This is a genomic window from Mesorhizobium sp. M2A.F.Ca.ET.042.01.1.1, assembly GCF_003997405.1.
GTDB lineage: Bacteria > Pseudomonadota > Alphaproteobacteria > Rhizobiales > Rhizobiaceae > Mesorhizobium.
Map to the genome: position 1 here is coordinate 1 of NZ_RZRX01000005.1, position 13015 is coordinate 13015.

16 protein-coding genes are annotated in these 13015 nt (G+C 63.6%); 3 read left to right on the forward strand and 13 right to left on the reverse strand.

Annotated features, from left to right (window positions below; all coding sequences use genetic code 11):
- The coding region (locus EOA23_RS01480) for a DUF2244 domain-containing protein (protein WP_127302633.1) at window positions 1–277 on the reverse strand (277 nt) is incomplete at its 3' end.
- A 23-nt stretch (window positions 278–300) separates the two neighbouring features.
- On the opposite strand from EOA23_RS01480, the gene nth reads away from it, so the two are divergent.
- Window positions 301–1107, forward strand: coding sequence for an endonuclease III (gene nth, locus EOA23_RS01485; protein ID WP_127302634.1), 807 nt, complete (start codon window positions 301–303; stop codon window positions 1105–1107).
- A gap of 9 nt (window positions 1108–1116) precedes the next feature.
- Here the strand turns inward: nth and EOA23_RS01490 are convergent, their stop codons facing one another.
- Window positions 1117–1572 (reverse strand): DUF2214 family protein, encoded by a 456-nt coding sequence (locus EOA23_RS01490; protein ID WP_127302635.1) that lies wholly within the window; start codon window positions 1570–1572, stop codon window positions 1117–1119.
- A gap of 278 nt (window positions 1573–1850) precedes the next feature.
- Here EOA23_RS01490 and EOA23_RS01495 point away from each other — a divergent pair, with 278 nt between their 5' ends.
- Window positions 1851–2405 (forward strand): GNAT family N-acetyltransferase, encoded by a 555-nt coding sequence (locus tag EOA23_RS01495; protein ID WP_127302636.1) that lies wholly within the window; start codon window positions 1851–1853, stop codon window positions 2403–2405.
- A gap of 1 nt (window position 2406) precedes the next feature.
- On the opposite strand, the gene EOA23_RS01500 is transcribed toward EOA23_RS01495, so the two are convergent.
- The 9 genes from EOA23_RS01500 to EOA23_RS36265 form a co-directional block, all read right to left on the reverse strand.
- Window positions 2407–4893, reverse strand: a complete 2487-nt coding sequence (locus tag EOA23_RS01500; RefSeq protein ID WP_127302637.1) for an EAL domain-containing protein — start codon at window positions 4891–4893, stop codon at window positions 2407–2409.
- A gap of 301 nt (window positions 4894–5194) precedes the next feature.
- Complete coding sequence (locus EOA23_RS01505; protein ID WP_127302638.1) at window positions 5195–5593, reverse strand: DUF1801 domain-containing protein; 399 nt, start codon at window positions 5591–5593, stop codon at window positions 5195–5197.
- Between the two features lie 78 nt (window positions 5594–5671).
- Window positions 5672–6115, reverse strand: a complete 444-nt coding sequence (locus tag EOA23_RS01510; RefSeq protein WP_210212463.1) for a DUF1801 domain-containing protein — start codon at window positions 6113–6115, stop codon at window positions 5672–5674.
- Window positions 6115–6348 carry a hypothetical protein gene (locus tag EOA23_RS01515; RefSeq protein ID WP_095769283.1) on the reverse strand — a complete coding sequence of 78 codons (234 nt, stop codon included), beginning with the start codon at window positions 6346–6348 and terminating at the stop codon, window positions 6115–6117. The genes EOA23_RS01510 and EOA23_RS01515 overlap by 1 nt, the downstream gene beginning before the upstream one ends.
- A gap of 39 nt (window positions 6349–6387) precedes the next feature.
- Window positions 6388–6780: a VOC family protein gene (locus tag EOA23_RS01520; RefSeq protein WP_127302640.1), complete on the reverse strand. Its 393-nt coding sequence runs from the start codon at window positions 6778–6780 to the stop codon at window positions 6388–6390.
- Between the two features lie 87 nt (window positions 6781–6867).
- Window positions 6868–7272: an SRPBCC domain-containing protein gene (locus EOA23_RS01525; RefSeq protein ID WP_127302641.1), complete on the reverse strand. Its 405-nt coding sequence runs from the start codon at window positions 7270–7272 to the stop codon at window positions 6868–6870.
- Window positions 7269–7592 carry a metalloregulator ArsR/SmtB family transcription factor gene (locus tag EOA23_RS01530; protein ID WP_126064393.1) on the reverse strand — a complete coding sequence of 108 codons (324 nt, stop codon included), beginning with the start codon at window positions 7590–7592 and terminating at the stop codon, window positions 7269–7271. The genes EOA23_RS01525 and EOA23_RS01530 overlap by 4 nt, the downstream gene beginning before the upstream one ends.
- A gap of 142 nt (window positions 7593–7734) precedes the next feature.
- Entirely contained in the window at window positions 7735–8202 is a 468-nt protein-coding gene (locus EOA23_RS01535) for an NUDIX hydrolase (protein WP_127302642.1), read from the reverse strand.
- A 247-nt stretch (window positions 8203–8449) separates the two neighbouring features.
- Window positions 8450–8842, reverse strand: coding sequence for a hypothetical protein (locus EOA23_RS36265; protein ID WP_245473949.1), 393 nt, complete (start codon window positions 8840–8842; stop codon window positions 8450–8452).
- A 114-nt stretch (window positions 8843–8956) separates the two neighbouring features.
- Between EOA23_RS36265 and EOA23_RS01545 the strand changes: the two genes are divergently transcribed.
- A complete protein-coding gene (locus EOA23_RS01545) occupies window positions 8957–9541 on the forward strand; it encodes an invasion associated locus B family protein (RefSeq protein ID WP_127302643.1) in 585 nt (194 codons plus the stop codon).
- 48 nt (window positions 9542–9589) lie between these two features.
- On the opposite strand, the gene EOA23_RS01550 is transcribed toward EOA23_RS01545, so the two are convergent.
- Together EOA23_RS01550 and EOA23_RS01555 are read right to left on the reverse strand one after the other, a co-directional pair.
- Complete coding sequence (locus EOA23_RS01550; RefSeq protein ID WP_127302644.1) at window positions 9590–10291, reverse strand: response regulator transcription factor; 702 nt, start codon at window positions 10289–10291, stop codon at window positions 9590–9592.
- On the reverse strand, window positions 10288–13011 hold the full coding sequence (locus EOA23_RS01555; protein WP_127302645.1) for a sensor histidine kinase KdpD: 2724 nt from the start codon (window positions 13009–13011) through the stop codon (window positions 10288–10290). The genes EOA23_RS01550 and EOA23_RS01555 overlap by 4 nt, the downstream gene beginning before the upstream one ends.
- Window positions 13012–13015 lie beyond the last annotated feature (4 nt).

A 13015-nucleotide genomic window follows, 5' to 3' on the forward strand; every position in this document is an offset into this window, starting at 1 on the left:
TGTCGAGGCTGGTGCGCGACACGGTGATTTCCTCGCGGGCGCGCGCGGCGCGATAGTTGGCGCGGAAAGCGATATAGACGGCGATCACATCGAGGCCGAAGAAGCCGAACACCGGCCAGGCGCCATGCGCCAGGAAAAAGGCGCCGGTGACCGCCCAGCCGAAGACAAGCGCCCCCATCAGGATCAGGAAACCGGTGCGGCCGAGCGAGCGGTGCGGCGTCAGCAAGGCCTGGAAAAATGGCTGGTCGGCTTCGAATGACGCGTTTGTGTCGCTCATGACGGAATATTATAGGAAGGGACATGGCGCCTCCCAAGTCCAAAAAATCCATCGCTGTCAAAAAGCCTCAACCCGCCGCTGCCGGCGGCGGCAGGGCGACTGATGCACGGCCACGAAAAGCCGCTTCCCGGTCGCTCTACAGTGCCGCCGAGGTGCATGAGATCTTCAGGCGCTTTTCCGTGCAGCGGCCGGAGCCGAAAGGCGAGCTCGACTATGTCAACGCCTTCACCCTGCTGGTCGCGGTGGTGTTGTCGGCGCAGGCGACTGACGCAGGCGTCAACAAGGCGACCAAGGCATTGTTCGCGGCTGCCGACACGCCAGCCAGGATGCTGGCGCTGGGCGAGGCCAAGGTCGGCGACTACATCCGCACCATCGGCCTGTGGCGGAACAAAGCGAAGAACGTGATCGCGCTGTCGAAGGCGCTGATCGAAAACTATGCGGGCCAGGTGCCGCAGGATCGCGACGAGCTGGTGAAGCTGCCGGGCGTCGGGCGCAAGACCGCCAATGTCGTGCTCAACGTCGCCTTCGGCCAGCACACGATGGCGGTGGACACGCATATCTTCCGCATCGGCAACCGGATCGGGCTGGCGCCCGGCAAGACGCCGGAACAGGTCGAGCAGGGGCTGCTCAAGGTCATCCCGGCCGAATATATGCGCCACGCGCATCACTGGCTGATCCTGCATGGCCGCTATGTCTGCAAGGCGCGCAAGCCCGATTGCCCGGTCTGCATCATCGCCGATATCTGCAAGTCGAAGGAAAAGACCACCGACATACCCGCCCCACTGGTGCCGATCGCGCCGCTGGATGGGACGTTTCCGGCCGAGGCCTAGGGCCGTGCTCTAATAGCCGTAGCCGCGCGCCATGGCCGCGGCAAAGACAGGAATGAGCAGGAAGATGAAGCCTTCGGCGCGGACATAGTTCTTCACCGAGGCGAGTTCTGCCGCCGGCACGGCGAAAGACGGATTGCCGTTCGCCTGCCTATTCCAGGCGAGGAAGCGCATGGTCGGCACGATCGACAGCAGGCCGACGATGGCGAAGGCTGCCATCTTTGCCCAGAACACCCAATTGTAAACGTAGAACTCCCAACCCTTCAGGCCGAAGAACACCCGGCAGACGCCGACGATGACGATCAGCGCGGCGATGATGCCGTAATGGCGGTCGATGCCGGCAAGGCGCTTCAGCGTCGCCGCGCCCAGATCGCCGCGCACCAGCACGAACTCGGCGCCGATGATGCCGGCCAGCGAGAACACCAGCAGGTGATGGAGAATGGCCAATACAAGGTCAGTAGTGTCCATGTTCTTCCCTGCGCCTGGCGGCCGCGCCGCGGCTGGATGCTGTGTCCGAACAGTAGCATCATCGGTCAGGATTCCCAGACAGCGAAATCGTTGCGCTGGAGGATGACGCTGGCCAATCCTGGCCCTTGCCGGGGGACGCCGGTTTGCTAGAGCAATTCCAGGAAAAGTGTGAGCGGTTTTCCGTCCGGAATTGCGTGAAAACAAAGAGTTAGTGTGTTTCACCGTCTCGCGAAACGGTGAAACACACTAAGCGCTGCCGTCTCAACGAGAGGAGTGCCATGAGCATCAAGACGGAAGCTGGCGTGCCGATCCTCGAGACGGCGCGGACTATCCTGCGGCCCCATCGTCTGGGCGATTTCGAGACGTATGCCGCCATATGGGCGGAACCTGCGGTGACCCGTTTCATCGGCGGCAAGCCGCGCACGCGCGAGGAAAGCTGGATGCGCTTCCTGCGCCATGCCGGCCTGTGGTCGCTGATCGGCTACGGCTTCTGGGCGATCGAGGACAAGGCGACGGGGCGCTTCATCGGCGAGGCCGGCTTCCATGACTTGAAGCGCGAGATCGAACCTTCGATCGAAGGCGTGCCGGAAGCCGGGTGGGCCCTGGCTTCGGAGGCGCATGGCCGGGGGCTTGCGAGCGAGGTTGTCGGGCGGATCGTCGCCTGGAGCGACGAGGCGTTGGGACAAGCGAGAACCGTCTGCATCATCGATCCGGAAAACGGCGCTTCGCTGAAGGTCGCCGAAAAGAACGGTTATGGAGAGATTCTGCGGACCACCTATCACGAGAAGCCGACGATCCTGCTGGAACGGCGGGCCGGAGGAATTGTCGCCTAGATTAGCCCGCTTTGCGGCGCAGCGTCCGCGCCAAAGTCTCCCATCCATCCGTCATTGCATCGCGCTCGCTGCGATTGCCGCGCAGCACCGTGGTTGCGTCGAATGGCTGGGGCCGCGCGATCGCATAGCCCTGCGCATAGTCGACGCCGATCGCTTTCAAGGCGTCGATGATGCCTTCGCTTTCGACGAATTCGGCGATGGTGCGTTTTCCCGTCACCTTGCCGATGTGATGGATCATCTCGACCATCGCGCGGTCGATGCGGTCGTCGAGCATGTCCTTGACGAAGCTGCCGTCGATCTTGAGGTAGTCGACCGGCAAATGCTTCAGATAGGCGAAGGACGACATGCCGGAGCCGAAATCGTCGAGCGCGAAGCGGCAGCCAAGCCCGCGCAGATCGGCGATGAAGCGCATGGCTTCGGAAAGATTGGCAATGGCGCTGGTCTCGGTGATCTCCAGGCAGATCGTTTCGGGGAGGATCGCGTGCGCGGCGAACTGCTCGCGCATGAAGCCGAGGAACGTCTCGTCGCCAAAGGTGGCGCCGGAGAGATTGATCGCGCAGGTGGATATCGGCGTCGCGTGCGGGTCGGCGCGCCTGGCTGCCAAGGTGGCGAAGGTGTTGCGCACCACCCAGCGGTCGATCGCCGGCATCAATCCGTAGCGCTCCGCCGCCGGGATGAAGCTCTGCGGCGTGACGAAGCTGCCGTCCTCATCGGTCAGCCTGAGCAGGATTTCGATATGCGCGCCCTGCTCCCGGATATCGTCACGCAGGGGCGCGATCTCTTGCGCATGCAGCCTGAAGCGGTCCTGGTCCAGCGCGGCATGCAGGCGCTGCACCCAGGCCATCTCGCCGAAGCGCTCGCGCAGCGCGGTGTCGCCCTCGCTGTGGAAATGGATGCGGTTGCGGCCCTTTTCCTTCGCCATGTAGCAGGCGACATCGGCTGCGCGCAGCACCTCCTCCAGCGTCATGCCGACATTGGCGACTTCGACCATGCCGATGCTGACGCTGATGTTGAAGGGACGCCCGTCCCAGGAGAAATGCAGGTCCTGGACCGTGGCGCGCAGCCGTTCGGCGGTTGCGGCGGCACAGTCGGCATCGCAATCGAAGAGCAGCACGCCGAACTCGTCGCCGCCCAGCCTGGCCAGGATGTCGCCGGGCGGCAGCTCGTTGGCGAGCAGCACCGAGATCTGGCGCAGCAGCTGGTCGCCGGCGGCATGGCCGCATGTGTCGTTGACCAGCTTGAACTGGTCGAGGTCGAGATACATCAGCGCATGCCTGCGCGACCTTTCCGGCGCTTCGGAGATCGCGCCCGCCAGCCGGTTCTCGAAGTCGCGGCGGTTGACGAGACCGGTCAGCGCATCATGCGATGCCTGCCACGACAGGCGCTCGATATAATCCTGCTCGCGCGTCATGTCGTGCAGGGCCAGGACACAGCCGAGGATCTGGCCTGAGACGATCAGCGGCGCGCCATTCAGCGCCACCGGCACGACCGAGCTGTCGGGACGCTCCAGGAGCTGTGGGCGCACATTGGAGCGGCGTGGCTCGCCTGCCAGCAGGCGCGCGATCAGATCGGTCTCCTCGACGCCGCTGTCCTTGTCGACAAGCCGGAACAACGAGGCGATGGGCCTGCCCCTGGCTGCGGTCAGCGAGCAGGCAAGCAGCCGCTCCGCCCCGGCATTCATATAGTCAAGCCGCCCCTCGGCATCGGTGCTGATGACGGCCTGGCCGATCGAGGCCAGCGTGATCTGGGCACGCTCGCGCTCGGCGTTGAGGGCGCTCTGAAACGCCTGGCGCTGTATCATCAGCTTGCGCGTGCGCCAGACGACGAGCAGGATAAGCAGGGCGGCGGTGGCGAGATTGGCCGCCGTCAGCGCCATCTTGATGAAGCGCGATCCCTCGCCGAGGCTGTCGGAAAAGGCCTTGGCCAATGGCCCGATCCGGCGGTCGAGCTGGTGGATTTTCGCCTTCCAGAGGCTGATCTCGGCTAGCGTTGCCGGCCCTTTTTCCAGCCTTCGATTCATCTCGTCGGCAAGTCCCTCGATGGCGAGGATCATCTCGTCGGCATCCGTCCAGTGGCGGATCGCGGTGTCGAGATAGCTGACGCCGCGGAAATTCCGGAACAGCCAGATCAGGCCGTCAACATCGTCGGGGTGATTGTTGCCGCCGAGAAAGCCAAGCCGGGCCGCATTCGTGTCGGGCTCGGCCTGTTCGAGCGCCAGCCGCGCGGCGCGATCGGCGAGCGGCACGGCGATGGCTTGACGATATTCGTTGAAATATTCCTGCTGGCCGGTATCGGCATAGAGGTTCAGGAAGTAGATGGCGTGCTTCTGGCCTTTCGACCATTGGCTTTCGCCGCCGACATAGGCGCGGACCGCCGATAATGTGTGGAGGCTGAGGGTTGCGACCAGCGCCTGGACCAGGACCACCGCGACGAAGGGCCAGACCAGCCCTATCAGACGCGGACCGGCATCGGTCGACGAGAACTTCATCCCATTCCCATGGAGCTCGTTCTGCTCCCCCGGTGTCTGTCCGACTGGCTCATCCGTCGGTTGAGACGATATTTTTCCCCGCATGTCGCCCGGTTGCCGGCGACATCGATCCAGATAGCGCGCCTGGCTTAACGGCCGATGAATTCGCCCAGTATTTGTTTCATGAAATATTGCTAACCTACATAAGGACGCTTACGCTGCGTAGTGGCGATATTTTGGCGCATAGTATCGGTCCGCGTTGCCGGGGCGCGGAAGAAAAGCCGGCAACATCAACCCGATAGCGTTATACCGCAGTCCTCTCTCAGTGCTTGGTCTTCGATCTGTTGAGGGTCACGGCTTCGCGTACGAGCGCCTTCAGCGCATCGGCGTCGATCGTGTCGTCTTGCTTGAAATCGATGGCGCGCCTCGTGTTGCCTTCGAGGCTGGAGTTGAAGAGCTTCTTGGGGTCGGGCAGCGCCGCGCCTCTGGCGAAGGTCAGCTTGACAACGGCCTTGTAGGTCTCGCCGGTGCAGATGATGCCGGCATCCTCCCAAACCGGCACGCCGCGCCATTTCCATGTCTCGACGGCTTCCGGCGCGGCCTGGCGGATCAGGGCGCGGAGCCGGGCAAGCATCTCGCCGCGCCAGTCGCCCAATTCCTCGATCCTTCTATCGATCAGCTCGGATGCAGACTTACCGTCCTGCTCGCCGTCTTCTTGCATGTCTGGTTTCTCCTCAATGCCGGATATGACATCGCCGCCGTGGTCCCTCGGGAGGCGGCGCTTGATGCTTCCTTGCGCTTACATCCGTTCGCCGGGCAGCCGGCTCGCCTGTTTCACCCAGGAAACGAACCGCTCCTCGTCGAGCCGATCGTCCTCGTGGATATGCAAATAGCGCGTGTCCCCGCTCTTGGATTCGACCGGAGGCACGGGGTCCAGCGACAGGCCGCGGAAGAACGCCACCTTGATGTATCTGGCGAAGCAATGGATGCCGAGAAACCAGCCATCACCTTCCATGCCGTAGAATGGAGAGTTCCATTTGACGGCCTTTTGCACGTTGGGAATGGCTTGCACGATAAGCTGGTCGAGCCGGCGCCCGACCTCCCTCTTCCAGCCTGGCATCGCCGCGATATAGGCCTGCACCGGAGCGTCGCCATGGCCCTTGGCGATCTGCGGATTGCCGCCCGAGAGCAGGACCGGCTTCTTGTCCGGAGATGCGTCGGCCTTCGATTTTGCTTTCACCATCAGGCCGATCCTGTTCGCTCGCCCGCCGGCTCGCCGCGCCATCTGGCGGCATAGGGCAGCACGAACATGTAGAGTCCGCTGAACAAAAGCAGGAAAAGCGGGATCAACGGCGAATAGACGATCCAGGCGGGCGGCGGGCCCATGGCCATGGCGGCGAAATTGGCAATGACGGTGACGGTGAAGATGATCGACAGCCAGCGGTGAAGCTGCCTGATCCACTTGCTCCAGTTCAATCTAACCTCCCTTGCAAATGACGAGATGGATCGAGGCGCCTACCAGCGCGCCAGCTGCGAAAGCTGGACGAGGTTGCCGCAGGTGTCGTTGAGCTGCGCGATGGTCGCGCCGGTCACCGCCGTCGGCGCCATGGCGAAGGTGCCGCCCTTGGCCTTGATGCGCTCATGGTCGGCCTTGATGTCGTCGCTGAACAGCATCAGCGCCGGCTGGCCCTGCTTGAAGATGGCCTGCTGATAGGTCTTTGCCGCCGGATTGTCGTTCAGCGCCAACTGCAGCTCAGTGCCGTCCGGATCGTCCGGCGAGACGACAGTTAGCCAGCGAAACGGACCGTGGGTGAAATCCGCCTTCCTGGTGAAGCCCAGAACACCGGTGTAGAAGGCGAGGGCCTTCTCCTGGTCGCCGACATAGATACTGGTCAACTTGATCTTCATTTCGATATCTCCATGGCTTACGCCTGCGGTGTGCCGCCCCGCCAATCAGTGTGTTGTTCCGAGCAGTCCTGCTGTTGGCGGCGACCTTCAGTCGAGCCGCGAAAGGACCTCCTCCAAGGTCGCCAGGTATCTTTTCCAGCCGACGGTGGCGCCGCGGTAATACGGCTCCTGATCGGTGCGGAAGCCGACCTGCTCCATGCGCAGATGCGTGCCCGTGCCCGTCGGGGTCAGCGTCCAGGTGACCACGCTCTCGAGGTCCTTGGTGTCCCAGCTGTAGGACAGCGTCCGGTTCGGTTCGACCGTCCGCACCTGGCAGTCGACGCCACCCCATTCGGCGCTCAGATTGAAGCGATGGTCCACGACCGGCTTGAAGTCGTTCTTCATCAGCCACTCCTCGATGAGATGCGGCTGGGTGAGCGCGCGCCAGATCTTTTCCGGCGCAAAAGGTATCTCGCGCTCGACGATGACGGAGCGCGTTGCGGCTTCGTTCATTGATCCATCCTTTTGAGCAGGTCTTCGAGATCGTCGAACCGGCTTTCCCAAAACCCCGCCATGTCGCGCGTCCAATCCATCAATGGCGCAAGCGCCTTGATCTGCGCGCTGTAATGGGTCTGGCGCCCTTCATGGCGGTCGCGCACCAGCCCCGCTTCCTTGAGCACGCCCAGATGCTTCGACACCGCCGGCTGCGACACGCCTGCCTGCGCGGTGAGGGCTCCGACCGTCTGCTCGCCCTGGCGGCAGAGACGTTCGAAGATGGCGCGCCGTGTCGGATCGGCAAGCGTCCTGAACAGCATGTCATGGGCGGTCGTCATTTCTAATCAATAACCCGGTGGCTATTGATCTTCGTATAACCATCGGGATATGTGTGAGTCAAGCTGCGAATGGGGACGGTCCCAGCGGTGGATTCACACCGGCATGCCGCCATGGGCCGAACGATACTGAACAGGTGTCCGCTTAGGACGGATCGGCCGCCGGAATGGTCAGATCCCGGAGCAGCGTCGAAAGCTCAGGCTCGTCGATGAGCAGGGCAGCGTCTGCCGGCGGCAGCCATGCGCGTTGCCGGTTCGCGGCTTCCCGCCAATCGGCAAGTTCCTCCGTGACCTGGAGGAGATAGACCGAAACGTCCACCCGAATGAAGCCGTCGGTCATGCGTTTCCAATAGGAATAGGTACCGGCAGGCCGCTTCAGCGACTTGCCGAGAACACCGGCCTCTTCCCGGGCTTCGATCGTTGCCGCCCTGCGTCCGCTCTTGCCTTTCATCGGCCAGCCCTTGGGCACGATGAAGCGCCGCGTGGTGCGTGAGGTGACGAGCAACACTTCGAGGCCACCGTCTTCCCGCAACCGGAACGGAATGGCCGCCACCTGGCGGATCCGTTGCCCTTTCTTGGCTTTGCGAACTGCTTTCTTCTTGGTTGTTGCCATCCCAAATTCCGGTAGGAGCAGCTTCCCTGCCATACGCTATCGGCGCGGCAAAAACCTGGCCCCCTGCAAACCCTAGAGCGTCTCACCGTTTCGTGGAAACGGCGAACCGCTCTATCTTTCTGTTTTTACGCAATTCCTGACGGAAAACCGTGTCACACTTTCCTGGAATTGCTCTAAAACCACCGCCCTCGCAATCCGGTATTTTGCCGGTAAGTAAGTCGGCTAATAACCTGAAAAAAACAAAATGTCAGCGGCAAACCCGCGAAATCGTGTTGCCGACCGCTTCCATTCGACATGTCTGATCATATACCGGCACGTTGGGCTGAGGCTGGCGCGCGGTGGGCCGGTCGAGCTCACGATAGATCTGCTGCTGCTGCTGGTATTGCTGCCGCTGCAATTGGTTCTGCAACTGTTGCAGCTGGTTCTGCTGCACCAACGCGTTGCGATTCGTCGGGATGACGACCTGGGCCGATATGCCGGAAGCCATGCTCAGCAAGCCGGAGGCCGCCAGGACAGCTGAAATCAGAAAGGTCAATAGGCCGCGGGACGACATGGCTTCCTTGTCCGCATCAAAAACAGAACCTCGATCTAATATAGGGTGTTCGACCCGCGGCGCCATGGTCAGCTGATCGATTGTCATGCCAAAGAAATCCGGCCCGTGCCTCAGCCTTGCACTTGACGGCGGCGGCGGCTGGCGGCTCTAACAGCGGCTCCGCCCGTCCACGCGACTGGCCGGTTGGCAAAGAGGGATTCGATGAAAATCAGGTATAAGTTTGCCATAGCTATGCTGGCCGTCGCGGGCATCGTCGGTCCGCCGGCATTCGCCGCGCAGAACAAGGGCGACAAGGTGGCCGCCCAGCCCGCCGGCGCGGCGGCCAAGCCGCAACTGCCGGGTGGCGCGTCGGCGCTTTCGGAAACGCATGGCGACTGGACGGTGAACTGCCAGGTCACCAGTACCAACAAGGTCTGCAGCCTGTCGCATCAGCAGTTCAACAAGCAGAGCGGCCAGCGGCTGCTGGCGATCGAATTGACAACCAAGACCGGCCAGGACGCCAGCGGCACGCTGGCGCTGCCCTTCGGACTTGCGCTCGCCAACGGCGTCGCGCTCGAAATCGACGACAAGAAGCTCGACGGCACGCTGCAGTTCAACACCTGCCAGGCGGTGGGTTGCCTGGTGCCGGTGACGTTCGATACCGACACCACGCCGCTGCTGCAGAACGCAACCACGCTGAAGATCAATGCTACGGCGGCGGACACCATGCGGCCGATCTCCTTCACCATCTCGCTCAACGGTTTTGGAAGCGCGCTGGCGCGGACGGCGGATCTGTCGGCGGATTGATCCACAACGACGGTATTCATTTTGAGGCGATGGCGAAAGCCGGTCGCCTTATTCGTTTCCGTCCACCTCGCGCAAACGATATCCGACGCCCGTCTCGGTGATGATGTAGCGCGGCTGGTCCGGGGTCTTCTCGATCTTCTGCCGCAACTGGCGGACATAGACCCTCAGATATTGCACGTCGGTCGAGTCGTTCCAGATCTGCTTCATCAGGAACTGGTGCGTCAGCACCTTGCCGGCATATTGCACCAGCATGCGCAGGATGTCGTATTCCTTGGGCGACAGCTTCACCTCCTTGCCCTCGACCTTGACGATGCGCTTCACCAGGTCGACCGAAAGATCGCCGGTGTGGAACACCGGCTTCTCGCCCTGCTGCTGGAACTTGTGGCGCAGCGCCACGCGGATGCGCGCGACCAGCTCGTTCATGCCGAAGGGCTTGGTTACGTAGTCGTCGGCACCGAGCTCGAGCGCCGAGACGATGCCGGCCTCGTCGGTGCGGCTGGACAGGATCACGACCGGAATGTCGAGACCCTCGCCACGCCATTTGCCGAGCAGCTCCAGGCCGGTCATGCCGGGCAGGCCGAGATCGAGCAGGATCAGGTCCGGCCGTTCGGTCCGCAGGAGCTCGATCGCCGCCTTGGCGTTCGGCGCCTCGGAGACCGTATAGCCCTGGCTGCCCAAGCCAACGCGCAGCAATTTGCGGATCGGCGGCTCGTCGTCGACGACCAATATGGACACGGTCTGATTTGTCATGCCGCATCATCCGTAAGCGGCGCGTCGAGCGCCGGCAACTCAGCCGGCACCGGCATGCGGATGGTGAAGATCGCGCCTGGACGGTCGGTGCGGTTGGCCGCCGCGATCGTGCCGCCCATCGCCTCGATGAAACCGCGGCTGATCGACAGGCCGAGACCCGTGCCGGCACGCACCTGGTCGCGTTTGCGCACGCGGTAGAAGGTATCGAATATCCGCTCCAGGTCGCCCGGCGGGATGCCCGGCCCCTCATCCATCACCTGCAGGATGATGGCGCCATTGTCGACCCAGGCCTGCAGCCGGATGATCGAGCCGGGCGCGGCGTATTTGGCGGCATTGTCGAGCAGGTTGAACAGCGCCTGCTCGAACAGCACGGGATCGAGCCGCAGCATCGGCAGGTCGGCCGGAATGTCGGTCTCTATTGTGTGCTCGGCGGTGATCTTCTGCGCCCGGTTCAGCGCCGAGCCGACGACATCGCCGACATAATGGAGCGCGTAATTCGGCTCCATCGCGCCCGATTCGATCCTGGTCATGTCGAGCAGATTGGCGATGAACCGGTTCAGCCGCTCCGATTCGCTGACGACCGTCGACAGAAGCTCCGCGCGATCGTTTTCCGGCAGCGCCGGCGCGAATTCCTTCAGCGTGCCGGCCGCGCCCATGATCGCGGCGAGCGGCGTCTTCAGGTCGTGCGAGATCGAGGTGAGCAGCGCCGAGCGCAACCGGTCCGCTTCAGCCGCAAGCCGGGCGCGGTCGACATCGGCAACGAGCTGGACGCGCTCGATGGCCACCGCTGCCTGGTCGACCAAGGCGTCGAGCAGGCGTTGCTGCTCGGGCGTCAGCAGCGGTCCCTGCTTGTCGTTGTCGAGGCCGACCACGCCAATCGCGGTCCGCCCCGTCCGCAAGGGGAGATAGAGGCGTTTTGCCCCGGGCAAGGTGTCGGCGCCGCGGCCGGCGGCGCGGTTGTGCTCCCAGGCCCAGCGCGCGGCCGCGATATCGGCCTCGGCCAGGGTATCGTCCGGCGGATAGCCGGCCTTGACGGTGATGGTGCCGTTTTCCGGCAGAAGCAGCACGACCCGGACCTTCAGCATCGAGGCGATCTGGAAGGCGGTGGCCCACAGCACATCGTCGAGCGTGCCGGCGCCGGCGAGCTTCTTGGAAAAGGAATAGATATCCTCGGTGGCGCGCGCCCGCGAGCGCGCGGCGACCGCCTGGCGCTGCACGCGCGCCGTCAGATTGCTGGCAATCACGGCGACGACGAGGAAGACGGCGAAGGCTACGATGCTTTCCGGGTCCCGGATCGTCAACGTGTAGCGCGGCTCGAGGAAGAAGAAGTTGAAGGCAAGCGCGCTCACGAAACAGGCATAGAGCGCCGGCCAGAGCCCGAAGGTGACCGCCGACGTCAGCACCGCCAGCAGCAGGACGCTGGCAAGATTGCGGACGTCGAGGAACTGGTCGAGGATCGAGCTGACGGCCAGCGCGCCGGCGACATAGACGGTCGAGATCAGATAGGGCCAGATCTGGAAAGGCTTCTGCTCGGGCGCGGCTTTGAGCCGCGTCGAGGGCGTGTCGGTATCGCGCTCGGCGCCGGAAATGACGTGGACGCTGATGTCGCCGGCATTGCGGATCAGATCATAGGTGAGCGAACCCTCGATCAGCTCGCGCCAGCGCGAACGGGTAGGCCGGCCGATGACGATATGGGTAAAATTGTTCGTCGTCGCATGGCGCACGATGTCCTGGGCGACGTTCTGGCCGGGGATGGTGGTGATCTCGGCGCCGAGCTGCTCGGCAAGGCGCAGGTTCCTGGCCAGCCGGTCCTTGTCTTCCTCGGACATGCCGGCCAAACGCGGCGTGTCGATGTGAAGCGCCGTCCAGGGCGCGCGCAGCCGGTCGGCGAGCCGGCGCGCATAGCGGATGCGGGCCGCGCCGCCAGGTTGCGAGTCGACGCAGACGAGCACGCGCTCGCCGGCCGCCCAGGGGCCGGGAATGGCGTGCGACTGCATGTGATTGAGCAGCTGTTCGTCGACGCGCTGGGCGGTGCGGCGCAGCGCCAGCTCGCGCAGCGCCGTCAGATTGCCCGGTGAGAAATAGTTCTCGATGGCGCGCTGCGCGGTGTTGGGGAAATAGACCTTGCCGTCATGCAGCCGCTTGATGAGGTCGTTGGGGGTGAGATCGATGACCTCGATGTCGTCCGCCTCGTCGATGATGGAGTCGGGAACCGTCTCGCGCACCCTGACGCGGGTGATCTGGGCGACGACGTCGTTCAGGCTCTCGACATGCTGGATGTTCAGCGTGGTGTAGACGTCGATGCCTTGCGCCAGGATCTCCTGGACGTCGAGATAGCGCTTGGGATGCCGGCTGCCTGGCGCGTTGGTGTGGGCAAGCTCGTCGACAAGGACCAAAGCAGGGCGCCGCTTCAGGATGGCGTCGATGTCCATCTCGTCCAAGGTCTGGCCGCGATAGTCGACCAGGCGGCGCGGGATCACCTCATAGCCGTCGACCAGCGCCTGGGTTTCCTTGCGGCCGTGGGTCTCGACGATGCCGATGACGACATCGACGCCGTCGGCGCGGCGGGCGCGGCCCGCCATCAGCATCTCGTAGGTCTTGCCGACGCCGGGTGCCGCGCCGAGAAATATGCGCAGCCGGCCACGGCCCTCGCGCTCGGCATGCTCCAGCAGCGCGTCGGGGGAGGGGCGGTTCTCGGAGTCGGTCCTGTCGTCGGGCATCAGT